Raw genomic sequence first — 25637 nt, 5'->3', positions numbered from 1 at the left:
CCCTAAAACAAATTAACTGTAATTTTATTGTAGTATATTACTTTCGATCACGATAGGATTGCTTAGAATCTTTTGCACAGGACATTTGTCGCCAACTTTGAAGATTCGTTCTCTTTGCATTTCATCTAAATCTCCAAGTAGTTTTATCGTACAACGGATATAGGTAGTTTGCTGCAAGTTGCTTTTGACTACTTCAGCCGATAATTTGATTTCAACGGCTTCTAGAGGCCATTGTTTTTGGTCGGCATACATACGCATGGTCATGGCCTTACACGTTCCTAGAGCTGATAGTAGGAGAGAGGTAGGCTTAGGGCCAAGGTCAGTTCCCCCGACTTCAGTAGGTTCGTCAGCTATAAAATGATGTTGATTGATTTCAACTTCTGTCTTGTATTTTTCTTTACCGATACTTACTTTAACCTCTTCAGTCATATCTTTATTCGTCTAATAATCCTTCTATAATCAGAGATCCTGTGCCTGGGTTGGTAGCGAGAGGAACATTGTATAAATCACAAATACGCATCAGCATTTGAATATCCGGTTCATGGGGGTGTTTGCCTAGCGGATCTCTGAAAAATATAATACCATCTATTTTCCCTTCTGCTGCAAGAGCCGCGATCTGGGCGTCACCTCCTTTAGGACCGCTCAACTTCAATTCTACCTCTAGCCCTGTTTGTCTTACATAGGTACCTGTAGTGCCTGTTGCTACCAGCTTAGCTTTTTTTAAGTGTTCTATACGGTCTTTAACAAAAGCCACCATCTCGGCTTTTTTTCCATCGTGAGCAATTAAAGCAATTGTTTTCATTCTTAAATTAAGATATTATCCAAAGAAAATGTAAGCTACTACAATAGCAGCAACCACGCCAATAAATTCAGAAATTAAGGCACAAGGTAATGCGTGTCTCGTGTTTTTGATAGCTACTGAGCCAAAATAAACGGCCAAAACATAAAAAGTTGTTTCGGTAGATCCTTGAATTACACAGGCTACACGTGAGGCAAATTCATCTGGACCTTTAGCTGCCATTAAGTCTACCATCAAACCTCTAGCTCCTGATCCACTCAGTGGTTTCATGAAGGCCACAGGAAGCGCCTCTACAAATGATGTATCAAATCCCATCTTAGCAATCAAGAATGAAATACCTTCGACCAGGTAGTCCATCGTTCCAGATGCTCTAAATACAGCTATAGCCACCAAGATGGCAACCAGATAGGGAATGATATTGACCGCGACTCCAAAACCTTCTTTGGCACCCTCAATAAAAGCATCATAGACGTTTATTTTCTTATAAAATGCAAGAGCTATAAAGGAGACAAATAAAGAAAAGAGTGTCAGATTTCCCACTACAGAAGAAATAACTTCTATTTGCTCTTGTTGTAGGGTTGAAAAATAGTAAAGAAGCCCACCGATTGCAATAGATAAACTACCTAGGTATAATAATATTGTACGATTAAAAAGGTTGATTTTTTGATAAATGGACACCATAATTAAAGCTGCTAACGTTGAGAAGAAAGTAGCAATCAAGATAGGCAGAAATACATCGGATGGTTGTGCTGCGCCAGCTTCCTGTCTATAAGCCATGATTGATATAGGGAGGAGAGTTAAACTAGATGCGTTCAAAACGATGAACATAATCTGGGCGTTAGACGCAGTATCCTTTTGTGGGTTCAGTTCTTGGAGTTCCTTCATCGCTTTTAGCCCCAAAGGTGTAGCAGCATTGTCTAAGCCTAAAGCATTGGCCGAAAAGTTCATTAATATAGAGCCTAAGGCCGGATGATTCTTAGGTATTTCTGGAAAAAGCTTGTTGAAAAATGGGCCCACGATACGCGCGAATATGGCAATCATTCCACCTTTTTCACCTATTTTCATTATCCCTAGTGCAAAGGTCATCATTCCTATTAAACCCAATGAAATAGTAGCACCACCAGCAGCACTGTCAAATAGAGATTTGACAATATTTTGGAATACCTCCGTGTCGCCACCGATAAGTTTTATTAGGGCTACCACAAAAGTGATCAAGAAAAAGGAAACCCAAACGTAATTTAGAGCCATATAATTATAGTTTTACGGTTGTAAATGTAAGGTTTATGAAAGATTCTTCCAAAAAGGAATTTAGGAGAATAAAATCTGCTTGAGGTAAGTCTACTTTAGGTCAAATCGCTATTGAGTGCAGCGATTATCGCGGAGGCTTTCAAAAGACATTCCTTGTATTCTTCTTCTGCTTGAGCGTTATAAGTTAATGCACCTCCAGTGTGAAAAGATAGGTGTTTTTTGCTTTGACTATACAAAATAGTACGTATTACCACGTTGAAGTCGAAGTCTCCATCTGGTGAAAAATACCCTACAGCCCCCGAATAAATACCTCTTTTGCTTTTTTCATATAGATCACATAGACGCATAGCACTGATCTTAGGAGCGCCTGTCATCGATCCAGGGGGAAACAAATTTTTTAAAGCCTCAATATCCGAGATGTCTGCTTTTTGTTGTCCGGTTATTGTCGATATTAATTGATGTACTTGCTTAAAGGTATGTACCTCCAATTTTCGATTTGCTTCGACAGTAGCGGGTTCCACAGATTGCGTCATATCATTGCGTACCAGATCTACGATCATTACATTTTCTGCAATTTCTTTGGGATTGTTACGCAACTTGGCTTTGAGAAGTTCGTCTTCATCTTCGGTCTTTCCTCGAGGAGCCGTCCCTTTTATGGGTTGTGAAATCAATGTTTGCCCTCTTTTTGCTAAGAATCGTTCTGGAGATGCCGATAGTACGAACTTATCTTTCAGTTTGAAAAACGTTGAGAACGGGGTGGGAGATATCGTGTTTAACCTTTTGTAGGTCGATAGCGGATCTAATTCCGCATTTTCCGCATAAAATTCTTGGCAAAGATTTACCTCGTAGATGTCACCACGTTTGATGTGATACATCATTTTTTCGAATGCATCGAAATACTGTTCCTTAGACATCCTTTTCTTTACCAGAATCGTTGCAGCCTGTGTTGTTGAGCTATGTTCTGTCCACGAAAAACCGTTGATGGATTGAAATGTCTGTTTGGGATTAGATGACTCTATTTCGACAGCTGAACTCGAGAATTTTAATGTTGTTTTTGGAATAAAAAAATAAGCGTCTGGAAAGCCGAGGTGGTCTGCTTGTGCAGTGGTTAGTTCCTCTAGTTCATTTTTGAGGTCGTAACCGAAAAAACCAAGCATCCAATTTTTTGGATACTTGGTTTTAAAATTTTCTAATTTGGCGAAAGTTCGTGTACCATCGCTTTCGAACACAGCTTGAGCGTCTACAGCTAGTAGAGATTCTACAGAGGAGTAGATGTCCGCGTATCCATTGGATTGAAAATAACAGACTTGTTCGAACTGCTGAGCCCATTGTAGGGCTTTAGCTTCAAATAGTAATCTGTCAACTTCAAATATGGCTTTAGCCATGTTTTATTTTAAAACAATGGTTTGTGTACGATCAGGTCCCACAGACAAATATTTGATAGGCACTTCAAGGGCTTTTTCTAAATAAGCGATGTAATTTGCCAAGGCTGTAGGGATTTCATCTTGCGAACGGATACCAGTTAGATCCTGATTCCATCCTTGGATTTCCTCTAGTACCGGTTCTGGTTTGATCGAATTTATGTCATACGGCATATAGTCAATTACTTCACCGTTATATTTGTAGTGTGTACAAGCGTAGATTTTTTCAAATGTATCCAGTACATCTGCTTTCATCATTACCAATTCCGTAACACCATTCAACATTATAGCATATTTTAAAGCAGGGATATCAATCCATCCTGTACGTCTAGCACGTCCAGTTGTTGCTCCAAACTCATGACCTAACTGACGTAGTTGTTCACCAACCTCATTATCCAGCTCTGTAGGAAAGGGACCGCCTCCGACACGTGTACAATAAGCCTTGAAAATACCTAATACTTCACCGATTCTGTTAGGAGCGATACCTAATCCTGTACAAGCACCAGCTGTTGTGGTATTGGATGAAGTTACAAATGGATAAGAACCGAAATCGATATCTAGTAGGGTGCCTTGCGCACCTTCTGCTAATACTTTTTTCCCTTCTTTTAAGTATTGATTGACTAAATGTTCTGAATCCACATGAGGAATTGTTTTTAAGAATTCGATCGCAGCAAGGAATGCATCCTCACGTTCTTTGAAATCAGGAACCTCACCGTAATGTGATAAGATATTCAGGTGTTTTTCTTTTAATCTTTCATAGCGTTCCATGAAGTCTGGTAGTGTAGTGTCTCCTACACGAAGACCATTTCTACCTGTTTTATCCATATAGGTAGGCCCAATTCCTTTTAATGTAGAACCGATTTTTCCTTCGCCCATTTTGGATTCAGATGCCGCATCTAAAAGTTGGTGTGTTGGAAGAATTAGGTGTGCTTTACGCGCTAAAACTAATTTTCCTGTTCCCACAGGATCAAAACCTGCAGACTTTAGGTTATCTAACTCTCTCTTAAGGATAATTGGATCGATAACGACGCCGTTTCCAATTAGATTTAAAGTTTTTGGGTTAAAAATACCTGAAGGGATAGTGTTTAAAACAAACTTTTTGTTGTCAAACTCTAACGTATGTCCGGCATTAGGACCTCCTTGGAAACGAGCGATTAGATCATATTGAGGACATAGTACATCGACTATTTTTCCTTTTCCTTCGTCGCCCCATTGTAAGCCCAGTAGCACATCAACTTGCATAACGTATTATTTTGAGATTAAAATTGAAATTTTCAAAAACTAAAAAAATAAGATATCTGACTTTAGTCAACTAAAAAGACCTTTTGCTAAGGTTTTACAGCGACAGTAAAATCATTTTCAGGACAATCCGGAAAACTTATTGCCAGTATCAAATGTAGATCTATTAATATATACTACAATAAAACAAAGTTCGGAAAATTGATCATTCAATTTTCCGAACAAAAATACTATTTAAAATAAAGGATGGAGAATTAATTTGAAATTACTTCCTTGCCTACTTTTTTCTGTTCTTTGCCTTTAGATTCTTGACAATCCTGACATACACCATATAAGTTTAATGAGTGGTGCTTTATATCGAATTTTAGAAGGTCACCGATCATACTTTGTATCTGATGAATTCGTGGATCACAAAACTCAACTACTTTGTTGCACTCTATACAGATAACATGGTCGTGCTGTTTGTAGCCATAAGACTTTTCAAACTGAGCCATATTACGACCAAACTGATGCTTTGTCACTAGATCGCAAGATACTAGGAGTTCTAATGTATTGTAAACTGTAGCTCTACTTACCCGGTATTTTTTATTTTTCATATGGATATAGAGTGATTCTACATCAAAATGGTCTGTACGGGAATAGATTTCCTCTAAAATAGCGTAACGCTCAGGAGTTTTCCTTAGATTTTTGTTCTCTAAGTAAGCTTCAAATATTTTTTTAACTGTACTGTAGTTTTCAGCTTGATTCATCTTCTTTTAACACTTAAACAAATTTACCAATTTCTACGCTAATTCTAGCATATTAAAAAATTCTGATACTGATATGATTAATTTTCAGATTCATATCGCGTTACACTGGTTATACCATTAACCAGTTTCAGGTGGTTAATCAGATTGTCCAGTTGATCAAGGTTATTTATGTTTACCATAATATTTCCTTCAAATATACCCTCGTTGCTTGATATAGAAAGTGATCGTATATTTACCTTAAATTCTTGTGATATCACCGTGGTCAGCTTGTTGACAAGACCTACATCATCGATCCCTATGATACGGATTCCCGTCAGGAAGGATGTTTCTATCTGAGAGGAGGCCCACTGTGCCTTTAGAATCCTGTAGCCATAGTTGGCCATCAACTTGGAGGCGTTAGGACAGGAGGTGCGGTGTATTTTGATCCCATCATTCACTGTTAGGAATCCAAATATGTCATCTCCAGGGATAGGATTACAACAAGGAGCTAGTGTATAATCTACCTTTTGGAGATCGTCTCCTATCAAAATGGTGTCGTTTTCTTTTTTATTTATCTTATCGACCAATCCCGATATATGCGAAGAGAATTGATTGACATTGCTTTCATGTACCTTTTCGCTCGCAGCATATTCCCTAAGGTTTTTAATGTCTATATTACCCTTAGCAACGTTATAAAATAATTCCTGCGAACTCGGGTATTTGAAAAAATTGGCTATTTTATTAATATTATCCGTGTTGTAGGTTATTTTTAGCGATTTCAGCTTTCGTTCTAATATTTCTTTTCCTTCTTCAGCTACCCTTCTTTTTTCCTCTTTTAAGGATGATCGAATTTTAGATTTAGCTTTTGCTGTCACTACAAAATTTAACCAATCTTCTTTTGGAGTCTGTTTATTAGAAGTTATTATCTCTACTTGATCTCCGTTTTGGAGAGGGTGGCTTAGGGGGACCAGTTTATGATTTACTTTAGCACCAATACAAGTGGCTCCGATATCAGAGTGTATTTCAAAAGCGAAATCGAGTGCAGTTGCTCCATTAGGAAGTTGTATTAAGGCTCCCTTTGGTGTGAAAATGAAAATCTCATCTGAGAATAGATTCATTTTGAAATCATCTAAGAAATCTAGTGCATTCTGCTCTGGACTTCCTAAAACATCCCGCACTTTTTGAATCCATTGATCTAGCCCATTATCCGAATTCGATTCTTTGTACTTCCAGTGTGCAGCAAATCCTTTTTCTGCAATTTCATTCATCCGTTTTGTACGTATCTGTACCTCTACCCACTGTCCTTTTGGTCCCATGACCGTGGTATGTAGGGATTCATAACCATTTCCTTTGGGAGTGGACACCCAGTCTCTCAAGCGGTCGGGGTTAGGTCTGTACAAATCCGTAATGATGGAGTATACTTTCCAACATTCGGTTTTTTCTTTTTCGTATTCTGAATCTATAATTACTCTAATTGCAAATAAATCGTATACTTCCTCAAAGGGAATAGACTTTTTACGCATCTTATTCCATATTGAATGTATCGATTTAGGTCTTCCATAAACTTCCGCTTTAATCCCTTGTTCCTTCAAGATTTCTTCGATCGGCGCTACGAAATTAGAAATGAATCGCTCACGTTCAGCTTTCTTTTCATTCAGTTTTTTTGCAATAAATTTATAGGTGTCGGGATCGGTGTATTTCATCGACAGATCCTCCAACTCCGATTTGATAGCATAGAGACCTAAACGGTGAGCCAGCGGTGCGTATAGATAACTTGTTTCAGAAGCTATCTTAAGTTGCTTATGTCGCGCCATAAATTCCATGGTACGCATATTATGTAGCCTATCTGCTAATTTAATCAGAATTACCCGTACATCGTCTGCTAGTGTTAATAACATTTTCCGGAAGTTTTCCGCTTGCATCGAGCTGTTGGGGTCAAAGACACCCGATATTTTGGTGAGGCCATCGATGATTTTGGCGACTTTTTTTCCAAATCGAGCTTCTATATCTTCTAATGTTAGACTCGTGTCTTCAACGACATCGTGTAATAACGAACAGACAATAGAGGTCGTTCCAAGTCCAATTTCTTCTGCAGCTATTTGGGCTACAGCAATGGGGTGATAGATATAAGGCTCTCCGGACTTTCTACGCATGTCTTTATGACTCTCCAGAGCAAGATCGAAAGCTTTGCGTATTTCCTGCTTGTCGCCTTTTTGCAAGGTAGGTTTACAAGCCCGCAATAGAGCCCTGTACCGTTTTCTTATTTCTTTGTTTTCCGCCTCAATATCAATCACATAATCTGCCATAAGAACCTTTTAATTAATTTCGTAATTTCAATCAAAAATTGTAATTTTATAGTTAGGGTGCAAGACTCCCTATTTGTTTTTGTTTTTATTTATATAAATATACAAAAAAATAAGAAATTTTTAATTAGTCAAAGGTCAAAAAAGCAATGTGTAGCTGTGGATTTACAAGGATATTAATTGTCCTCATGGTTTGGGGAGGTGTGGTTATGGCGCAGGAGCAAAAGCCACTTTTGACATTACCGCATTACGGTGCGGGTACTCCGGAAGTAGTAGGTTATTATTTAACAACGAGACTGCAGTCTGGTGAAGAAGCTCCTTGGTTTCCAATTGAAGAAGTGGTGATTCGTGCTAGGAGGGAGTGGAAGAGTGAAGAGGAGAAAAATAGATATCTAAAATTAAAAAGAAACGTTCTGCGGGTGTTACCTTATGCTATATATGCGCAAAGGAGATATGAGCAGCTGGATAGAGATTTGGCACTGGTAGACAGCAGGAGGGAAGAAAAAGCACTTATAAAGGCCTGTGAGCAGGAGATCAAAGAGAAAATTACTAATGAAGTAAAGAATCTTTCGGTTTCGCAGGGGAAAATTTTGATTAAACTCATCGAACGACAAACTGGTAATACCAGTTACGATCTGGTCAAAGATATGAAAGGAAGTATCACGGCATTTGTATACCAGGGAGTAGCTCGTGTTTTTGGACATAATCTGAAAAGTACTTATGATCCTACTGAAGATTTCGAAGTAGAAAACATCATTCGGGAGTATGAACGCGTGAGACCTATTAATAAACCCTACCAATAATGATATATGGAGAACAATATTTACGGCTTTAAAGCTCTTGAATTTTCGGGAAAAGAACGATCACTAGAGGATTTTGCTGGTAAGGTTGTCCTCATTGTTAATACCGCTAGTGGATGTTATTTTCGTAGACAGTTTAAAACGCTTGAGCGGTTGTATCAACAGTATAAAGATCAAGGCTTTGAGATATTGGCATTCCCTTCCAATGATTTTAGAAATCAGGAACCTCGTACCGGACTTAATTTGGAGACCTATTGTAAAATAAAAGAGAGAGTTACGTTTCCCGTGTTTAAACGAATACATGTCAAAGGAGATTATATCCATCCCTTGTACCAATTTTTGTCGAATAAAGATCTAAATGGTGTGTTACAAAGCAAACCATTGTGGAATTTTCACAAGTATCTTATTGATCGAAATGGAAAGGTAGTCGATTTTTATCATACGGTGACCAGTCCTATGTCTGCTCGGGTACAACGTAAAATCCAAGAACTTTTATCCGTTAAATAACGTCAATCTTTCACGGCTTTGTCATAAAAGAAATAAGACTGTACGTCTGTTTCAACAACTCTGTCGATTAAAAATATAATTTACCTAAGTTTGCTTCCAATGCTAAAAGCATGATAAGAGAAAGGCAAATAAAAATCAAATAAAAACACATATGAAATTAGATTTAATGGTTATGAGCGTGCACCCAGATGATGCGGAATTGGGGGCTGGGGGTACGATTGCTAAATATGTGTCCGAAGGAAAGACGGTTGGTATAATAGATTTGACGCGGGGTGAGTTAGGTACTCGTGGTACAGCAGAGACAAGAGCAGAGGAGGCCGCTGAGGCTGCGCGAATATTGGGCGTAGCAGTACGCGAGAATCTAGGTCTTCGGGATGGTTTTTTTTCCAATGAAGAAGATTCTCAACGTGTCATAATTAGCGCTATTCGTAAATATAAGCCCGAGATTGTCATTACGAATGCGATTGATGACCGACATCCCGACCATGGGCGCGCCAGCAAGCTTGTTAATGATTCTTTATTCTTATCTGGTCTTCGACGTGTCGAGACACAGGTAGAAGGCGTAAATCAAGAAGCATTCCGGCCTAGATTACAACTTCAATTGGTTCAAGATAAATATATCCAACCTGATATTATTTTAGATATTAGCAACTATTGGGATTTAAAAGAGAAATCGATTTTGGCCTATAAAACTCAATTTAATTCGCTGACAGAAGAAGATGGACCACAGACCTATATCTCAAATCCTGATTTTATGGAGTATACAAAAGCTCGAGCGAGGGAGTTTGGTCGGAATATACAGGTATCCTATGGAGAAGGGTTTACCTCATGTAAATTACTTGGGGTGAATGATCTCTTTGAATTGATTTAAATGATCAGGGCCTATTTTTTGAAATAGGCTCTGATATTCTTTTCGTCAACTTTAATTTGTTGTTGCATTTCTTCCAGAGAATCAAAACGTTCATCATGTCGAATAAACTCCATGAATTTGATTCGGATAGTTTTTGTATATAGGTTTTCTTTGAAGTCCAATAGATTGACCTCAATTTTCCTATTCATCCCATCTACGGTAGGCCTTGTGCCAATATAACACATTCCTTGCGCTGTTTTTTCTGGTTGCGGCTCTTGGTATATACCTAGGTCAATAGAAGGCACCTTTGGATAAATCTCTACCTCTACAGCATATATCCCGTAGGCTGGAATAAGCTTGTGTGCCTCGTGGACATGAATGTTGGCGGTTGGAAATCCAATCTGTCTTCCGATTTGATCTCCCCGGATCACCGTTCCAGTTAGTTCAAATGGATACCCGAGATATTTATTCGCAGTGAGGATATCACCTTTAATTAGTGATTCACGTATACGCGTAGAAGAAACGGCTACGTCATCAATATCTTGTTTAGGGATTTCTTGAACTTGAAAGTCGAAAATTGTTGAAAAATGGATTAAATCTTTGATGGATCCTTTTCTGTCTTTGCCAAAATGATGGTCATAGCCTAGAATAATAGATTTAGTACCTAGCTTATTCACTAATACATTTCGGATGTACTCCTCTGCGCTCTGATTCGAAAAGTCTCTAGTGAATGGCGTTATAATGAGGTGATCTATACCGGCTAAGGCCAGTTGGTGTGTTTTCTCCTCGATATCATTAATAAGACGTAGCCCTTCATCATCAGGATTGATGATAAGCCTCGGATGAGGAAAGAAAGTTAATAGCACTGATTCTCCACCAAACTCTTTTGCACAATTAACGAGCTTCTTTAATATTTTTTGATGACCAATATGTACTCCGTCAAATGTACCAATAGTAACTATTGCATTTTCAAGAGGTGCAAATTCATCCAGGTTTCTATAGATCTTCATTAGAAATGATAGTCGATTTTTCTTGTTCCATTAATGCTTTTTGAGCTCTAATGGTTTGTATTAATTCCTCTAGGTTCCACGCCTTGTCGACATGGTATTCACCGCTCATAGTGCGTCTTAAAGACGAAAGGTGAGAACCGTTATTTAATAGTTTCCCGAAGTCATTTGCTATAGACCGAATATAAGTGCCCTTAGAACATTTTATGCGAAAATATACAAGAGGTAATTCTATCTTTTCAATGTCGAATGCATGAATAACAACAGTTCTAGCCTTTAGCTCTACTTCTTCTCCACGTCTAGCCTTCTCATACACCCTTTCACCATTTATCTTTAAAGCCGAGTGTGCCGGTGGGTATTGACTTATTTCACCCAAGAAGCTTTTTGTCGCTGCTAGGATTGCGTCTTCTTTAATTTCTGAAATATCAAACGTTTGATCGACTTCAGTTTCCAAGTCATATGAGGGAGTGGTAGCCCCCAAAGTGATGGTACCTGTATATTCTTTGTCTTCCGCCTGAAAAGTGTCTATTTTTTTTGTCAACTTACCGGTACATATGATCAATAATCCGGTCGCTAGGGGATCTAAGGTCCCGGCATGCCCTACTTTAAGTTTGAGCGGTTTCATTGTATTTCTCAACTTGCCCACGACATCAAAGCTCGTCCAGGTAAGTGGTTTATCGACAAGTAATACTTCTCCTTCTGCAAAGGAAAAGTATGTGTTTGATTCCTGAATATCTTCCATTAAATAATCTGTAAACTATGGCCACTCAATAACATGGCTATAATAATCAGCCCTACAACTATCCTATACCAGCCAAATGCTTTGAAACCATGTTTCGTCAAGATATCGATAAATGATTTAATCGCAATTATTGCGACTATAAATCCTACGATGTTTCCTACAATTAAAAGATTGATCTCATCTCCAGAAAAAGAATGACCTTCTTTGAAGAACTTTAACAGCTTTACCAACGAAGCACCCAGCATCATTGGAATGGCCAAAAAGAAAGAGAATTCTGCGGCTGCTTTTCTTGTAAGTTGTTGTGTCATTCCCCCAACGATTGTGCTAGCCGATCGAGATGTCCCTGGAATAAGTGCTAAACACTGATAGCAACCGATGATGAATGCTTGTTTAAAACTTATGTTGTCAGAATTTTCGACCGTTGGTTTATTGAACCACTTGTCGACGAATAAAAGAACAATACCTCCGATAACCAGCATCACGCCCACCATCAGTGGGCTTTCTAATAAGGAGTCGATGACATCATTCAGTATAATACCTAGAATAGAGGCAGGGATAGCTGCAACAACTAGCTTATAGTAAAAATCTAATGATCTAAAGAACCTTTTCCAATAAAGTACAAGTACCGAGAGGATAGTGCCGAGTTGAATGACTATAGTAAACAATTTGACAAATGGAGACGGTTCGATCCCCATTAAAGCTGAGCCAATAATCATATGGCCTGTAGAAGATACGGGTAGGAATTCCGTAAGTCCTTCAATAATGGCTAAGATAATAGCCTCAAAATAATTCATTTTTTAGTTGTTTTTATTTTTTAGGCTTGTATAGGATTGCAACAAAACCCATGGAAAAACCTAGGATTACAACTAATGGTGCCAGCGTGATCTTTGCAAAGCTGTAAATATCTTCGGTGCCCATCATCAAGAAAAAACCAATGGCTACGATAATAATGCTGGCAATGAAAAGCTGATAGTTTACTTTTTGAAAGACAAATGAACCTTGCTGTTTTTCATTATTTGCTATAGGATTTTTTTGTGACATTCTTTTTTAGTTATGTGATGAAGTAATGACTAACAAATCGTATTCTTTTAAAGTTATTTTGTTGCTACAAATTACCGGTATAAACTATGTGACTTAGCACGTAGGTACTTGGTTACCGCAAAATATGTACTTAGGCCTGATATTAATATACCTAGGATAACAACGATCAAAAATATTGCTCCAAATTCATACCAATTGCGTAAGAAAACCAATTCAGGTACTTGTTTTTGAGCAAATTGTAAGGTAAATATCAGTAGAAGTATCGCTATCAGCGAACCTATTAAGCCGTGAACGATCCCATACATAATATACGGTTTGCGGATGAAGTTTTTCGTCGCGCCGATCAATTGCATACTTTTTATCAGGAATCGTTGTGAGTAGATTGCCAATCGGATAGTGTTATTAATTAAGGCTACAGCAATAACCAATAAAATTACAGTGAAAGCGAGTACGATTATTGAGATAATACGTATGTTCTTATTTACCATGTCGATTAGCGACTCTTGATAGACAACCTCCTTTACCCGGCTGTTTTTCGCCAGTTTTTGTATAAAAGGTTGTATACTGTCCGAATTAGCATATTGTTCCTTCAAATAAATATCAATAGAAGGTAGGAGTGGGTTATGACCTAAATATTCAACAAAATCTTCACCAAGGTCTTCTTTCAAATTCTTAGCAGCAAGTTCTTTACTTACATATTCGGTGCGCAAAACATATGCGTCTTTCTCTACATCTTTTTGAAGCGACAAGACATCCCCCTCGTTAATATTGTCATTGACAATGACATTGAGAACGATATTCTCTTTGACATACTTTGAAAGATTCTTGGCGTGAACCAATATTAAGCCCAAAAGACCCGTCATTAACAATACTAATGCAATACTGATAACGGTTGAAATATATACAGATTTAGTTCTTTTATGAGATGAGCCTTGATCTACTGTTGACATAAGCCTTTTTTTTATTTGATGCGAAAGTAAAGAATTAAGATGATTTTAGGAATAAATAATATAATAACCTAATCGAAGGCGTATATATTTAACATTTTTTATCGTCCTAGCCTCACTGAATAAAAATCGATGAATAATTACAACTAATATCTGAAATTATTATGGACAATAAAAAAGTTTTGTATTAAAAGTGACTTTAAATCGCTATTTTCGCAACTCCTGTAAAATTCTTTTTTTGTACGAAATGGATTATAATCATAAATCAATAGAACAGAAGTGGCAAGCCTTTTGGGCAGAAAATGCAACTTTCAAAACGTCAGAATCAACCCAGAAGCCAAAGTATTATGTGTTAGATATGTTTCCTTATCCCTCAGGAGCCGGACTACATGTAGGACATCCTCTGGGGTATATTGCTTCTGATATTTTTTCCCGTTACAAGCGTACTAAGGGATTTAATGTGTTACATCCGATGGGCTATGATTCATTTGGTTTGCCGGCTGAACAATACGCTATACAGACTGGCCAGCACCCTGCTATCACAACTGAAGCAAATATTAATCGGTATCGCGAACAGATGGATAATATTGGGTTTTCGTTTGACTGGTCGCGTGAGATACGTACTTCAGAGCCTGATTATTATAAGTGGACACAATGGATTTTTATGCAAGCCTTTAATGCTTGGTATGATAAGAATGAGGATCGCGCTCTGCCTATAGAACAACTGATTGCTCATTTTGAAACCAAAGGATCTCAAGGCGTTCATGCTGAGTCTGATGAAGATATACTTACCTTTACTGCCGAAGAATGGCTGTCGTTTACCGAGCAAGATCAGCAAAAAGAATTGCTAAAATATAGATTAGCCTTTTTAAGGGAGAGTACTGTTAATTGGTGTGCAGCTTTAGGCACCGTTTTGGCCAATGACGAAGTCATTAACGGACTCTCTGAAAGAGGAGGCTTTCCCGTGGAACAGAAAAAAATGATGCAATGGTCTATGCGGATTACCGCATATGCCGATCGCTTGCTTAGAGGCTTAGATACCATCGATTGGCCAGAACCTTTGATCGAGATGCAGCGCAACTGGATTGGGAAGTCGGTCGGAGCCTTAGTTAAGTTTCCAGTACCACAGCTTGATGAAAACATTGAGGTGTTTACAACACGAGTCGATACTATTTTTGGTGTTAGTTTTGTCGTGTTGGCACCAGAGCATGATTTGGTAGGTTCGCTTACCACCGATGCACAACGATCTGAAGTCGAAACTTACATCGAAAAAACTTCTAAAAAGTCCGAGTTAGATCGTATGGCAGATACAAAAACAGTTTCAGGTGCGTTTACTGGATCATATGCTAAGCATCCGATAACAGGTGATGATGTACAAATCTGGATTGCCGACTACGTATTAGCTGGTTATGGTACAGGGGCTGTCATGGCAGTTCCATCGGGCGATCAACGTGATTACGTATTTGCAAAACATTTTAATCTCCCGATAGTCGCTATTTCAGACAGTCAGCATATTGAAGAAGCTGCTGATCCCAACAAAGATGGCTTGTATATTAATTCAGGCTTTATTAATGGGATGAACTATGTAGAAGCTACTGATGCGCTTATTATTAAGCTTTCAGAGTTAGGCTTGGGTAGAGCGAAAGTGAATTTTCGTATGCGCGATGCTATCTTTGGACGGCAGCGTTATTGGGGAGAACCAGTTCCAGTTTTTTTTAAAGATGGTGTACCTTATTTAATTAAAGAAGAGGAACTACCTTTACTGCTTCCTGAGGTGGATAAATACCTGCCTACGGAATCGGGAGAACCGCCGTTAGCACGTGCTGAGGGGTGGAAGTATCAGGATCAATACGAATATGAATTGAGTACTATGCCGGGATGGGCAGGGTCTTCTTGGTATTGGTTTAGGTATATGGATCCTCAGAATAGAGCAGCTTTTGCATCAAAGGATGCGGTTGATTATTGGAAAGCTGTTGATTTGTATATAGGCGGTTCCGAGCATGCCACAGGTCACTTGTTATATTCTCGTTTCTGGAATAAGATTTTGAAGGATCTTGGTTTTCATAACGAGGAAGAACCATTTAAAAAGCTGATCAACCAAGGTATGATTCAGGGACGTTCCAGCTTTGTATACCGTCTATTGGATGAAGAAGGAAGAGGGACGAATACTTACGTCTCACTCGGGTTAAAGGATTCTTATAATACGATTCCATTGCACGTAGATGTAAATATCGTTCATAACGATATTCTGAATACGGATAAGTTTAAAGTTTCCCGTCCAGACTATGCTGAAGCTGAATTTATATTAGAAGACGGTAAATACATCTGCGGTACTGAGGTGGAGAAAATGTCAAAATCTAAGTTTAACGTTGTTAATCCAGATGATATCATAGCTCTTTATGGAGCAGATACTTTGCGCCTCTATGAGATGTTCTTAGGGCCGTTAGAGCAGGCTAAGCCTTGGAATACAAATGGTATAGAAGGAGTATACAAGTTTCTGAAAAAAGTTTGGAGACTCTTCCACGATGCAGAAGGTAATCTGAATGTCTCGGACGAGGAGCCGACTAAGGCAGAATACAAAGCGTTGCATAAAATTATTAAGAAAGCTGAAGATGATATCGAACGTTTTTCTTTTAATACCTCTGTGTCTGCTTTTATGATTTGTGTAAATGAATTGACAGATCTTAAATGTAATAAAAAGAACATCTTACAGGATTTTGTTATTGTGTTGTCTTCTTATGCGCCACATATCACTGAAGAATTATGGTCTTTATTAGGTAATGCAGCTGGATCAATTTCTTACGCCGCTTATCCAAAGTTTAATCCGGAGTATTTGATCGAGTCTGAATTTGCTTATCCAGTCTCCATCAATGGCAAGATGAAGATGAATTTGTCACTATCCCTCGATTTAGATCAAAAAGCGGTAGAGGACACCGTATTGTCCAATGCAGATGTCATGCGCTATTTGGATAGTAAAGCTGTTAAAAAGATGATTTTTGTCAAAGGCAAGATTATTAACATCGTTGTGTAATCGTGCTTATTAATCATATAAAGGGGGCAATAGTAAGTTGTCCCTTTTTTTGTTTCATTGTCATTTAGAAAGATAAGTGGGCAAAATAACAAATTTGGCCTATTTATTGATAGTAATAGATAGAAAACAAAATGAAAGGATAAAATATGATTAAAAAAAGAAAAGAAAAAAACACGAACCTACAGCACAATCCATTTATGTTTTATATGACAAATTGGGGATTTGTAGAAAGACCTGCCGAGAGAGAGGCTAAAAACAAGAAAAAACGTTAACATTAGATTAACTTTATTAAAGACTTTAACGTCACACATGCAATGCTTTCCATACGAAGCATTTTTTTTGTACCCATTGGATCAAAAAAAAGTCTGATGTTTATCAGACCTTTTATTTTTTATTGAATAGGAGCTGGAGCTTCTTCTTCGAATAAAGGAAATTCCTTTATGATATTATACCATGTGATTATTTTCTTTATATCAGAGGTATATACTCGGGATTCATCGTGTCCAGGAGCTACATTTCTGAAAAAATCTCTCAATGTCTCACCGTTAGATTTTGTGTCCGGAACGATTATTCCTTCAGCTTTAATTTTCTCAAGAACATCTAATAGACGAATTTCTTCTTCTTCACCATAGATTGTTATATCTTCTAAAGTAGCCATTTTTGTGGTGTTCAGATTGACTACAGATTTAATTTTTGCGCTATCTAGAGATTCTAGGATAAAACCACCTTTGTTTTGACCGATAAGCTTAAACAAACCTGGTTTACCTGTTACTGATACTAAAGCTCTTAAATTCATCTTTTTGGTTTAAAGGTTATTAATCTTCTATTATTTCAATAGCTAAAATACGGTCTCCTTGGCGGATATCATCTACTATATCTACATTTTCTATCACTTTACCGAAGCAAGTATGATTACGGTCTAGGTGAGCTGTGTTGTTACGGCTGTGACATACGAAAAACTGAGAACCGCCTGTGTTACGACCAGCGTGTGCCATTGATAATACACCACGGTCATGATATTGGTTTTCCCCTGTCAACTCACAGTCTATTTTGTAGCCAGGACCGCCTGTTCCAGGTATGCCTGAAGCTCCTTCTTTCGAGTTAGGACATCCCCCTTGAATAACGAAATCAGGGATCACACGGTGAAAAGCAAGTCCGTCGTAAAAACCAGATTTAGCCAACTTAATGAAATTTTCAACGGTATTAGGAGCGTCTGCTGTATAGAACTCTACAGTCATATCGCCTTTCTCTGTCTTGATAATTGCTTTACTCATTACTAAATAAATTTTGTTTTCGAGGTACAAAGATAGGCTTTTTTAGCTAAAGAATATACGTCTCAGTTTGATCCAGATGAGTTAAAGTTTGTTAAGTTGCTCCGTTTTTGTAATTTTAAGAAAATCAGTTATTTACTTTTAGAAATTATGAGTAAGCTTGTTATTCGTGAATGGGCAGAATCGGATCGCCCAAGAGAGAAATTGTTAGAACAGGGACGACGTGCCCTTACAGATGCGGAGTTATTGGCTATTCTTATTGGTTCTGGTTCGAGGGGGGAGACAGCTGTCGAGTTGTGTAGACGGATTCTAAACGATTCAAAAAATAGCCTTGGAGAATTATCCAAAATGGAAGTTTCGCAATTGTGTGGCTATAAAGGAATAGGCGAAGCCAAAGCTATTGCTATAGTTGCTGCCCTGGAATTAGGACGGCGGCGCAAAGGCGAGAACCAACAAGACGCAGCTATATTGAATAGTAGCAAGAAGGTTTATACTTATTTTAGGCCATATTTACAGGATCTACCACATGAGGAATTTTGGGTTATATACTTGAACACCGCCTGTAAGGTATTGAATGAGCAGTTGATTGGTAGGGGAGGTAATGATTTTACGCCGGTAGATGTACGAATTATACTGCGTTACGCCCTACAAAGTAATTCCAACTCTATTATTTTGATTCATAACCATCCGTCAGGCACATTGTCTCCCAGCCAGGCTGATAAAGTACTGACGCAAAAGATAAGCGAAGCAGCTCGTATAATGGATATTCGTGTCAATGATCATTTGATATTTACAGATAGCAGCTATTACAGCTTTAGGGATGAGGGGTTACTTTAACTAAAAACAGGGAGCTTATATTGAGCTCCCTGTTTTGGTTGTTGTTTTATATATTCTTAAATGAATTTTGCTGTTGCCTCAGCTAAATCAATGATCTTGTTTGAATATCCCCACTCATTATCGTACCATGATACGACTTTGGCAAAGTTATCATTTAATGAGATACCTGCTTTTGCATCAAATATAGAAGTGCGCGCGTCGCCCAAGAAATCTGTAGATACTACGTCATCTTCTGTATAGCCTAGTATACCTTTCAATTCGCCTTCAGAAGCTTCTTTCATTGCTGCTTTGATATCTTCGTAAGACGCTGCTTTATCTAATCGGACAGTTAAATCCACCACAGAAACGTCTGCCGTAGGTACGCGGAAAGACATACCTGTCAATTTACCTTTCAATTCAGGTAATACCAGGCCTACAGCTTTTGCTGCTCCAGTAGATGAAGGGATGATATTTTGGTATGCACCACGTCCACCTCTCCAGTCTTTTACTGAAGGACCATCTACGGTTTTTTGTGTAGCTGTTACTGCGTGTACAGTAGTCATAAGTCCTTCTACGATACCAAACTTGTCATTCAATACTTTGGCGATAGGAGCTAGACAGTTTGTTGTACAAGATGCATTAGAAACGATGTTTTGCTCTGCCTTCAATTCGTTATGATTTACACCCATTACGAAAGTAGGTGTGTCATCTTTCGCAGGAGCAGACATGATTACTTTTTTAGCACCAGCATCGATATGTTTTTGCGCAGTTTCTTGTGTTAAGAATAGGCCTGTAGATTCAATGATGATTTCGGCGCCTACTTCATTCCATTTTAAGTTTGCCGGATCTTTCTCCGCTGTAACACGGATTGTTTTTCCGTTAACAATTAGATTACCATCTTTTACTTCAACAGTGCCGTCAAATCTTCCGTGCGTTGAGTCATATTTTAACATGTAAGCCATGTAATCAGGCTCTACCAAGTCATTGATTCCGACAACTTCGATATCTTTGCGACCCACAGCAGCTCTGAATGCTAAACGACCGATACGGCCAAATCCGTTAATTCCAATTTTCATTTTTTTTCAATTTTTATTTATGTAATACTTTGTTAAATTTTGAATGGGCTCTTTGACGATTTTTTCGATGCCCAAATGATACTCATTTCCCAATTCAATCAACCACTCTTTATAGTTGTAAGCTACAGATCCCGTTAACGATATCGGCGAATCAGGATAGTTGTCTGCTAAGGGGAGAAGATAGGTTTTGATGTATAAATCCAACCCTCTCTTAATAATAGATGTCATATAAGGGTCGTTTTTGTTTTCCTGTATGAAGTCCGCAAAAGAGGTGAGAAATATATTTGGATTTGGGGTGTTGTATATTTTTTCTAAAATTGTCTTTCGATCAATATTGTGTCTTTCCAATAACTTTTCCCGGAATCCATTAGGCATAGCTTCAGTGAGGAAATCTTGCAATATCTGTTTACTTAGCCAGTTGGTAGAACCTTCGTCAGCCAGTATATAGCCTAAGCCATAATTGTTTTCTACAATCTTCTTTCCTGTGAAATAAGCGGCATTTGAGCCAGATCCGATGATTCCCACAATACCTTTCTCATCACCAAATGTAGCGATTGCAGCGGCATCAAGATCGTGTGAAGCCCTTACTCTGGCATTCTTAAAAAAAGAAGAAAATACCTGTACAATTTTTTCCTGACGATCTTTTGATGAGGCACCTGCCCCGAAAAAGAATATTTTACGAACTTTTTCCGCGTTGTAAAGTAGGTCAGTGTTTTTGTTTAAGAGTTGGTTGATGAAATTTTCATCCTGAATGTATGAATTTATTCCTGCAGTTCTAAATCCGTGAAGAACTTTACCTTTGTCGGTTAGGCGCCAATCGGCGTATCTTGATCCAGTGAAAATTATTAAAATCATGACTCTATTATTTGTTCATTATGTTAGCAATAGCTAGCAATTCTTCGTCCAGTTTGAATTCCTTTTTGCTTAAAGCTTCCTCAAGTGGTGTGGTCACAATTGCTGTTCCCCGTAAACCCACTGTAGCTCTGCTATTACCATTAAGAAGTTCTTTTACTGCTTTGAACCCCATTCGTGTTGCTAACACACGGTCAAAACTGCTGGGCGAACCGCCGCGTTGAAGATGCCCTAATATACTAACTTTGATGTCAAGATGATTGAATTTTTCTTTAACAATTTTTGCAACATTATAAGCACCACCGTTTTTATCTCCTTCTGCTATGATGACGATCATGGAACTTTTATTTCTGCTTTCAGCCAGCTCAAGTTCACCAAAAAGTTCGGTAATACCGCTGTCGACTTCTGGCATTAAGATGGCCTCTGCACCACCTCCTACACCAGCATTCAGTGCAATACATCCCGAATCCCGCCCCATTACTTCAACAAAAAATACCCGACTATGCGAAGATGCGGTGTCACGTATTTTGTCTATAGCCTCTATCACCGTATTGTTGGCCGTGTCGTATCCTAAGGTATAATCCGAACCATATAGGTCGTTGTCGATAGTTCCCGGAATACACATTACAGGGATATCAAATTCTTTAGAGAATAGATCCGCTCCAGTAAACGTGCCGTCACCACCGATAGCTACTAGCGCATCTATGCCTTGCGTACGGATGTTGTCGTAAGCCTGTTGACGCCCTTCCTTCGTTTTGAACTCTAGACAGCGAGCCGATTTTAAGACGGTTCCTCCTTTTTGTATAATAGAGCTTACTGAACGACGATTCATGTCGATAAATTCTGCGTCGATCATTCCTTGATATCCTCTGTAGATACCAGTAACCTGTATGTTCTCGTATATTGCGGTTCTTACAACAGCGCGAATAGCTGCATTCATTCCTGGTGCATCGCCACCTGAAGTAAAGACACCGATGTTCGTTATTTTTTTCAAATCAAACTAATTTTAGGCAATACGAATATAGTGTGTATTTCTTACACTATTAAATTTTTAACGCTTTTTTTTTGCTTCTTTTGTAATTTTTAAGCAATATTGCCTAATATTTAGCTGATTTGTTACTTAAAATAAAGAGTTTGTGCTTTCCTTTTTTACTGTAGACTGTCTGATCCTGACTTTTCACGAAGGACAATTAAAAGTTCTTCTTACCGAAAGAAATGAATACCCCTATAAAGATTGGTGGGCCGTTCCTGGTTATTTTGTGGACAAAGAAGAGGAGATGGAGGATGCTGTGAAAAGAATTTCGTACGAAAATACGGGCCTAAAAGATATTTATTTAGAGCAGTTGGCTGCATTTGCTGGAGTAAAGAGACACCCCGAGGGGCGTATACTTACTGTGGCTTTTATGGCGTTGGTACGTTACGAAGACGTAAAGAATAAGGTGAAGCCTGTCACAAACTATATGCGGCAAGCCAAATGGTTTGATGTGAATAATGTGCCTGATCTCGCATTTGACCATAAAGATATACTGCATATAGGATTGCATAAATTGAAAACGAACCTGACTTTCTCACTTACACCATTTGAACTTCTACCAGAAAAGTTTACTCTTACGCAGCTGCAACAGATCTATGAATCTATACTAGGAGAACCTTTAGACAAGCGGAACTTTCGCAAAAAAATGGGGAATTTAGGCTATCTGAAGGAACTTGATGAGTATCAAACCGGCGTATCTTATCGAGCGGCCCGTCTTTATAAAATCGATAAGAAAAAGTTTAATAAGCTTTTTACATAAACAAAATTCCCGAATTACAGCCCTCTTGTTTTGTCAGAGAATTGTTTTTTTTTACGATTCTTAAGAATTCCACTTCCTCTTTCTGTACTTTTGAACAAATTTTAATAAAAGTCAGAAGGTAAAAGTGAAAAATGGATAAGCGCAAAGAGGAAATCATTGATGTTGCTTTAAGAAGATTTTGTCATTATGGATTTAATAAAACCACAATGAACGAAATCGCTGAGGATATGAAAATTACCAAAGCAAATCTTTACTATTACTACCAAGATAAGTCAGCCTTAATTAGAGATGCTATAGGGCTGGTTGCGGATGAACTTTATGAAAAGGAATGGGATCTTATAGATAACTATAATGGAGATCTGATTCAGACCTTGTATAATATTGTGGATCTTCGGGCGACATATCTTAGTAAGTATTACATGCTTCATATCGATGAAAACTTGGAATGGATCAAAGGAGTTGAAATCACATCCGTAATCGATAATTTGTATAAGCGGGATATATCTGCCATTAAGGAGCTTTTTTTGAAAGCTGTTGAAATGGGAGGTGTTCATATCCGAGACATCGAAGAGGCAAGTGTTTCTTTTGTAGAGATCATGAAATCGGTAGGTATTATGCATAATGTACAAGACATCATGTCGGGAATTCCAAATAGAGATAATGTAGGTCATATATTAGAAAGTCAAAAGAGAGCTATCAGATTAATTTTTGAGGAAAGAATCGTTACAAATAACTAACTAAATGAAAAGGATACGAATTATTGCAGTTTTATTAGCAGGTGTATTCGCTGGTGCGTATGCAAATGCGCAGGAGGTTTTGACACTGCAACAAGCTATAAAGTATGCATTAGAAAATAAAGCAGATGCAAAAAAATCTGCCTTGGAACTTGAGAATGCACAATATCAAATTGATGAGGTACGAGCAGGAGGTTTACCACAGGTTAATGGACAGGGTAGTTTGACTTACAATCCCCTGATTCAAGAGAATGCTATTTCCATGACCCCAGAGGGCGGTCAACCGACGCTTATGTTTATGAAGTTTGGACAACCGTGGCAAGCCCAAGCTGTGGTGAGTGTTAACCAACAGATATTTAATCAAGCTTTATTCACAGGATTGAAAGCTGCAAAAACGACCAAGGAGTTCTATCAGATAAATAAGGAATTGACAGATGAACAATTGATCGAAAAAGTTGCAGGTTCTTATTATGATGTTTTTCAAAGTCATCTACAACTTCAAACAATTGATAATAATCTAAACAGCACGACTAAAACTAGAGATGTAATAAAGGGTTTAGTTGACGCTGGTTTGGGAAGAAAAATCGATCTTGACCGAATTAATGTTGCTGTAAATAATCTGAAAGCAAATAGACAGATAGTTATCAATGCATTAGAGTTAAAAGAAAATGCAATGAAATTTGCAATTGGGATGCCTATTCAAGAAAAGGTCAATATGCCCAAGGAGACCTTCGAGGTTAATCAAAATACAGTGATATTGGAAGATTATGATTTGTCCACACGAACTGAAATCAAGCTATTAGAAAAACAAACGCAATTATTGGAGTTAAATCGTGATTCTAAAAAAGCAGATTACTACCCTAATTTATCTTTGACTGGGAATCTAGGTTATATGGGAATTGGTGAGAAGTTGCCTTTTTTTGGTAATGCTGCAAGTAAGTCACCCTTCTCGGCTATCGGTTTAAATCTTTCTATTCCGATTTTTAACGGAGGATTGACTAAGGCAAAAATTAATCAGGCGACTATCCAGTTAAGACAAGCGGAGGTTGAACTAGAAAATACTAAACTAGCTTTAAGTTTGGCTAATGATAACGCTAGAGCTCAAATAAAAAATTCATTGTTAACCATTAATACGAATCGTTCGAATGTTGGGCTAGCCAAAGAAGTATTGTCCGACACAGAGAATAACTACAAAAATGGACTAGCTACATTGACAGAAGTGCTTGATGCTGAGAATGCATATGCTGATGCTCAGAATAATTTGAATACATCTTTGCTCAATTTCAAGATTGCAGAAATTCAGTTGATTAAAGCTAAGGGACAATTAAAATCATTAGTAAACGAAAAATAATCTAAATATATAATATGAAACGTGTTATAATAACCATAATAAGTATTGCAATTCTGTTGGCTGGTATTGTTTATTTGCTAAATAAGAATAAGAAAAATAATGAGGAGATAACTGCTGCCGCGGCTGTTACTAATGAGAAAGTTGCGGTACGTGTAGATACTGCACGTACACAAATGGTGGACTTAGCATACGTAGCAAATGGTAATTTCATGCCTAAGCAAGAGGTTACTGTATCGGCTGAAACTCCAGGCCGTGTGGTGAAAGTTTTAGTAAGTGAAGGGTCAAGAGTTAGTGCAGGTCAGACACTTGCTATCGTAGAAGGGGATAAGTTGAACGTAAATGTTGCAAATGCTCAAGCAAACTACGATAATGCGTTGCAAAATGTACAACGATTTGAAAGTGCTTTTAGTACTGGAGGAGTTACTCAACAGCAATTGGATCAGGCTAAGCTTCAATTCGAAAATGCTAAAAATAACTTGCGTAGTGCAAAATTAACTGCAGGAGATGTGACCATAAAAACTGCTGTTTCAGGTATTGTAAACTCGCGTAAGATCGAGCCAGGTACTTACGTGAACACCGGCGCCGCAGCTTTCGATATCGTAAATGTGAGCACGCTAAAGCTACGTGTAAATGTTGATGAGAAAAATGTAGCGACATTAGCTGTAGGGCAAACTGTCAACGTAGGAGTAAGTGTTTATCCCGATAAGACTTATACCGGTAAAATAATATTTATAGCACCCAAGTCGGACGGTAGTTTGAATTTCCCGGTAGAGATTGAAGTTTCTAACCCAAATAACGAATTGAGAGCAGGTATGTACGGAACCGCGCGGTTTGGTGATGCTGCTACTGCAAATGTCCTTGTGATACCACGTACAGCCTTCCTTGGTTCTGTAAGTGACAATAAAGTGTTTGTCGTTAAAAATGGTAAAGCAGTAGCTACAACAGTTAAATCAGGAAGAAGTTTCGGCGATTATATTGAAGTATTGGGAGGCCTAAATACAGGCGACCAAGTTATTATTTCTGGTCAAATCAATGTGTTTGATCAGGCACCAATCTCTATTATTAAATAAAATCTGAACAG

Annotated in this window: 27 protein-coding genes; 10 read left to right on the top strand and 17 right to left on the bottom strand. The window is 38.1% G+C overall.

Features of this window, described 5'->3' with window-relative positions:
- Nucleotides 1-24 precede the first annotated feature (24 nt).
- The 7 genes from B5X76_RS04745 to B5X76_RS04715 all read right to left on the bottom strand — a co-directional run bounded on the left by B5X76_RS04745 (nt 25) and on the right by B5X76_RS04715 (nt 7741).
- A complete protein-coding gene (locus B5X76_RS04745) occupies nt 25-429 on the bottom strand; it encodes an OsmC family protein (RefSeq protein WP_079641733.1) in 405 nt (134 codons plus the stop codon).
- A 4-nt stretch (nt 430-433) separates the two neighbouring features.
- A complete protein-coding gene (locus B5X76_RS04740) occupies nt 434-802 on the bottom strand; it encodes a methylglyoxal synthase (RefSeq protein WP_079641731.1) in 369 nt (122 codons plus the stop codon).
- 15 nt (nt 803-817) lie between these two features.
- Nucleotides 818-2047 carry a nucleoside recognition domain-containing protein gene (locus tag B5X76_RS04735; protein WP_079641729.1) on the bottom strand — a complete coding sequence of 410 codons (1230 nt, stop codon included), beginning with the start codon at nt 2045-2047 and terminating at the stop codon, nt 818-820.
- 95 nt (nt 2048-2142) lie between these two features.
- Nucleotides 2143-3432: an anthranilate synthase component I family protein gene (locus B5X76_RS04730; protein ID WP_079641727.1), complete on the bottom strand. Its 1290-nt coding sequence runs from the start codon at nt 3430-3432 to the stop codon at nt 2143-2145.
- 3 nt (nt 3433-3435) lie between these two features.
- Nucleotides 3436-4710 carry an adenylosuccinate synthase gene (locus B5X76_RS04725; protein WP_079641725.1) on the bottom strand — a complete coding sequence of 425 codons (1275 nt, stop codon included), beginning with the start codon at nt 4708-4710 and terminating at the stop codon, nt 3436-3438.
- Nucleotides 4711-4961: 251 nt separating this feature from the next.
- On the bottom strand, nt 4962-5456 hold the full coding sequence (locus tag B5X76_RS04720; protein WP_079641723.1) for a Fur family transcriptional regulator: 495 nt from the start codon (nt 5454-5456) through the stop codon (nt 4962-4964).
- 77 nt (nt 5457-5533) lie between these two features.
- Nucleotides 5534-7741: a RelA/SpoT family protein gene (locus B5X76_RS04715; protein WP_079641722.1), complete on the bottom strand. Its 2208-nt coding sequence runs from the start codon at nt 7739-7741 to the stop codon at nt 5534-5536.
- Nucleotides 7742-7926: 185 nt separating this feature from the next.
- Between B5X76_RS04715 and B5X76_RS04710 the strand changes: the two genes are divergently transcribed.
- From B5X76_RS04710 to bshB1, 3 genes are all read left to right on the top strand, one after another.
- Nucleotides 7927-8541 carry a DUF4294 domain-containing protein gene (locus B5X76_RS04710; RefSeq protein ID WP_079641720.1) on the top strand — a complete coding sequence of 205 codons (615 nt, stop codon included), beginning with the start codon at nt 7927-7929 and terminating at the stop codon, nt 8539-8541.
- A 6-nt stretch (nt 8542-8547) separates the two neighbouring features.
- The gene (locus tag B5X76_RS04705) at nt 8548-9045 is read left to right on the top strand and encodes a glutathione peroxidase (protein ID WP_079641718.1); all 498 of its coding nucleotides are present in this window, start codon (nt 8548-8550) and stop codon (nt 9043-9045) included.
- A 151-nt stretch (nt 9046-9196) separates the two neighbouring features.
- Nucleotides 9197-9916: a bacillithiol biosynthesis deacetylase BshB1 gene (gene bshB1 / locus B5X76_RS04700; protein ID WP_079641716.1), complete on the top strand. Its 720-nt coding sequence runs from the start codon at nt 9197-9199 to the stop codon at nt 9914-9916.
- An 11-nt stretch (nt 9917-9927) separates the two neighbouring features.
- On the opposite strand, the gene B5X76_RS04695 is transcribed toward bshB1, so the two are convergent.
- From B5X76_RS04695 to B5X76_RS04675, 5 genes are all read right to left on the bottom strand, one after another.
- Nucleotides 9928-10905 (bottom strand): bifunctional riboflavin kinase/FAD synthetase, encoded by a 978-nt coding sequence (locus tag B5X76_RS04695; protein WP_079641714.1) that lies wholly within the window; start codon nt 10903-10905, stop codon nt 9928-9930.
- Nucleotides 10892-11644: a tRNA pseudouridine(55) synthase TruB gene (gene truB / locus B5X76_RS04690; protein WP_079641712.1), complete on the bottom strand. Its 753-nt coding sequence runs from the start codon at nt 11642-11644 to the stop codon at nt 10892-10894. The genes B5X76_RS04695 and truB overlap by 14 nt, the downstream gene beginning before the upstream one ends.
- Nucleotides 11644-12438 carry an undecaprenyl-diphosphate phosphatase gene (locus tag B5X76_RS04685; protein ID WP_079641711.1) on the bottom strand — a complete coding sequence of 265 codons (795 nt, stop codon included), beginning with the start codon at nt 12436-12438 and terminating at the stop codon, nt 11644-11646. The genes truB and B5X76_RS04685 overlap by 1 nt, the downstream gene beginning before the upstream one ends.
- Before the next feature lie 13 nt (nt 12439-12451).
- A complete protein-coding gene (locus tag B5X76_RS04680) occupies nt 12452-12685 on the bottom strand; it encodes a DUF3098 domain-containing protein (protein WP_079641709.1) in 234 nt (77 codons plus the stop codon).
- Between the two features lie 71 nt (nt 12686-12756).
- Nucleotides 12757-13635, bottom strand: a complete 879-nt coding sequence (locus B5X76_RS04675) for a cell division protein FtsX (RefSeq protein WP_079641707.1) — start codon at nt 13633-13635, stop codon at nt 12757-12759.
- Between the two features lie 244 nt (nt 13636-13879).
- Between B5X76_RS04675 and leuS the strand changes: the two genes are divergently transcribed.
- Nucleotides 13880-16663, top strand: coding sequence for a leucine--tRNA ligase (leuS, locus tag B5X76_RS04670; RefSeq protein ID WP_079641705.1), 2784 nt, complete (start codon nt 13880-13882; stop codon nt 16661-16663).
- A gap of 146 nt (nt 16664-16809) precedes the next feature.
- A complete protein-coding gene (locus B5X76_RS22350) occupies nt 16810-16935 on the top strand; it encodes a hypothetical protein (protein WP_262507900.1) in 126 nt (41 codons plus the stop codon).
- 119 nt (nt 16936-17054) lie between these two features.
- Here the strand turns inward: B5X76_RS22350 and B5X76_RS04665 are convergent, their stop codons facing one another.
- Nucleotides 17055-17459, bottom strand: a complete 405-nt coding sequence (locus B5X76_RS04665; protein ID WP_079641703.1) for a DUF5606 family protein — start codon at nt 17457-17459, stop codon at nt 17055-17057.
- Nucleotides 17460-17478: 19 nt separating this feature from the next.
- On the bottom strand, nt 17479-17937 hold the full coding sequence (locus B5X76_RS04660; RefSeq protein ID WP_079641702.1) for a peptidylprolyl isomerase: 459 nt from the start codon (nt 17935-17937) through the stop codon (nt 17479-17481).
- 147 nt (nt 17938-18084) lie between these two features.
- Between B5X76_RS04660 and radC the strand changes: the two genes are divergently transcribed.
- Nucleotides 18085-18771 carry a RadC family protein gene (radC, locus tag B5X76_RS04655; RefSeq protein ID WP_079641700.1) on the top strand — a complete coding sequence of 229 codons (687 nt, stop codon included), beginning with the start codon at nt 18085-18087 and terminating at the stop codon, nt 18769-18771.
- 56 nt (nt 18772-18827) lie between these two features.
- Here radC and gap read toward each other — a convergent pair whose 3' ends face one another.
- The 3 genes from gap to pfkA are packed head-to-tail and all read right to left on the bottom strand — an operon-like array spanning nt 18828 to nt 21672.
- On the bottom strand, nt 18828-19826 hold the full coding sequence (gene gap, locus B5X76_RS04650; RefSeq protein WP_079641698.1) for a type I glyceraldehyde-3-phosphate dehydrogenase: 999 nt from the start codon (nt 19824-19826) through the stop codon (nt 18828-18830).
- Nucleotides 19827-19832: 6 nt separating this feature from the next.
- Complete coding sequence (locus B5X76_RS04645; protein ID WP_079641695.1) at nt 19833-20681, bottom strand: hypothetical protein; 849 nt, start codon at nt 20679-20681, stop codon at nt 19833-19835.
- A gap of 7 nt (nt 20682-20688) precedes the next feature.
- Complete coding sequence (pfkA, locus tag B5X76_RS04640; RefSeq protein ID WP_079641693.1) at nt 20689-21672, bottom strand: 6-phosphofructokinase; 984 nt, start codon at nt 21670-21672, stop codon at nt 20689-20691.
- A 142-nt stretch (nt 21673-21814) separates the two neighbouring features.
- Here pfkA and B5X76_RS04635 point away from each other — a divergent pair, with 142 nt between their 5' ends.
- The 4 genes from B5X76_RS04635 to B5X76_RS04620 all read left to right on the top strand — a co-directional run bounded on the left by B5X76_RS04635 (nt 21815) and on the right by B5X76_RS04620 (nt 25626).
- Nucleotides 21815-22471, top strand: coding sequence for an NUDIX hydrolase (locus B5X76_RS04635; protein ID WP_079641691.1), 657 nt, complete (start codon nt 21815-21817; stop codon nt 22469-22471).
- 131 nt (nt 22472-22602) lie between these two features.
- Complete coding sequence (locus B5X76_RS04630) at nt 22603-23208, top strand: TetR/AcrR family transcriptional regulator (RefSeq protein WP_079641689.1); 606 nt, start codon at nt 22603-22605, stop codon at nt 23206-23208.
- Nucleotides 23209-23212: 4 nt separating this feature from the next.
- Nucleotides 23213-24556: a TolC family protein gene (locus B5X76_RS04625; RefSeq protein ID WP_079641687.1), complete on the top strand. Its 1344-nt coding sequence runs from the start codon at nt 23213-23215 to the stop codon at nt 24554-24556.
- Nucleotides 24557-24570: 14 nt separating this feature from the next.
- Complete coding sequence (locus tag B5X76_RS04620; RefSeq protein WP_079641686.1) at nt 24571-25626, top strand: efflux RND transporter periplasmic adaptor subunit; 1056 nt, start codon at nt 24571-24573, stop codon at nt 25624-25626.
- Nucleotides 25627-25637: the final 11 nt, after the last annotated feature.

The organism is Sphingobacterium nematocida, from assembly GCF_900168125.1.
Classification (GTDB): Bacteria; Bacteroidota; Bacteroidia; order Sphingobacteriales; family Sphingobacteriaceae; genus Sphingobacterium; species Sphingobacterium nematocida.
This window is presented reverse-complemented; position numbering and strand designations above follow the sequence as displayed.

Coding starts and splice junctions, on each gene's coding strand:
- B5X76_RS04745 (WP_079641733.1), bottom strand. CDS start 429: ATGACTGAAGAGGTTAAAGTAAGTATCGGTAAAGAAAAATACAAGACA.
- B5X76_RS04740 (WP_079641731.1), bottom strand. CDS start 802: ATGAAAACAATTGCTTTAATTGCTCACGATGGAAAAAAAGCCGAGATG.
- B5X76_RS04735 (WP_079641729.1), bottom strand. CDS start 2,047: ATGGCTCTAAATTACGTTTGGGTTTCCTTTTTCTTGATCACTTTTGTG.
- B5X76_RS04730 (WP_079641727.1), bottom strand. CDS start 3,432: ATGGCTAAAGCCATATTTGAAGTTGACAGATTACTATTTGAAGCTAAA.
- B5X76_RS04725 (WP_079641725.1), bottom strand. CDS start 4,710: ATGCAAGTTGATGTGCTACTGGGCTTACAATGGGGCGACGAAGGAAAA.
- B5X76_RS04720 (WP_079641723.1), bottom strand. CDS start 5,456: ATGAATCAAGCTGAAAACTACAGTACAGTTAAAAAAATATTTGAAGCT.
- B5X76_RS04715 (WP_079641722.1), bottom strand. CDS start 7,741: ATGGCAGATTATGTGATTGATATTGAGGCGGAAAACAAAGAAATAAGA.
- B5X76_RS04710 (WP_079641720.1), top strand. CDS start 7,927: ATGGTTTGGGGAGGTGTGGTTATGGCGCAGGAGCAAAAGCCACTTTTG.
- B5X76_RS04705 (WP_079641718.1), top strand. CDS start 8,548: ATGGAGAACAATATTTACGGCTTTAAAGCTCTTGAATTTTCGGGAAAA.
- bshB1 (WP_079641716.1), top strand. CDS start 9,197: ATGAAATTAGATTTAATGGTTATGAGCGTGCACCCAGATGATGCGGAA.
- B5X76_RS04695 (WP_079641714.1), bottom strand. CDS start 10,905: ATGAAGATCTATAGAAACCTGGATGAATTTGCACCTCTTGAAAATGCA.
- truB (WP_079641712.1), bottom strand. CDS start 11,644: ATGGAAGATATTCAGGAATCAAACACATACTTTTCCTTTGCAGAAGGA.
- B5X76_RS04685 (WP_079641711.1), bottom strand. CDS start 12,438: ATGAATTATTTTGAGGCTATTATCTTAGCCATTATTGAAGGACTTACG.
- B5X76_RS04680 (WP_079641709.1), bottom strand. CDS start 12,685: ATGTCACAAAAAAATCCTATAGCAAATAATGAAAAACAGCAAGGTTCA.
- B5X76_RS04675 (WP_079641707.1), bottom strand. CDS start 13,635: ATGTCAACAGTAGATCAAGGCTCATCTCATAAAAGAACTAAATCTGTA.
- leuS (WP_079641705.1), top strand. CDS start 13,880: ATGGATTATAATCATAAATCAATAGAACAGAAGTGGCAAGCCTTTTGG.
- B5X76_RS22350 (WP_262507900.1), top strand. CDS start 16,810: ATGATTAAAAAAAGAAAAGAAAAAAACACGAACCTACAGCACAATCCA.
- B5X76_RS04665 (WP_079641703.1), bottom strand. CDS start 17,459: ATGAATTTAAGAGCTTTAGTATCAGTAACAGGTAAACCAGGTTTGTTT.
- B5X76_RS04660 (WP_079641702.1), bottom strand. CDS start 17,937: ATGAGTAAAGCAATTATCAAGACAGAGAAAGGCGATATGACTGTAGAG.
- radC (WP_079641700.1), top strand. CDS start 18,085: ATGAGTAAGCTTGTTATTCGTGAATGGGCAGAATCGGATCGCCCAAGA.
- gap (WP_079641698.1), bottom strand. CDS start 19,826: ATGAAAATTGGAATTAACGGATTTGGCCGTATCGGTCGTTTAGCATTC.
- B5X76_RS04645 (WP_079641695.1), bottom strand. CDS start 20,681: ATGATTTTAATAATTTTCACTGGATCAAGATACGCCGATTGGCGCCTA.
- B5X76_RS04630 (WP_079641689.1), top strand. CDS start 22,603: ATGGATAAGCGCAAAGAGGAAATCATTGATGTTGCTTTAAGAAGATTT.
- B5X76_RS04625 (WP_079641687.1), top strand. CDS start 23,213: ATGAAAAGGATACGAATTATTGCAGTTTTATTAGCAGGTGTATTCGCT.
- B5X76_RS04620 (WP_079641686.1), top strand. CDS start 24,571: ATGAAACGTGTTATAATAACCATAATAAGTATTGCAATTCTGTTGGCT.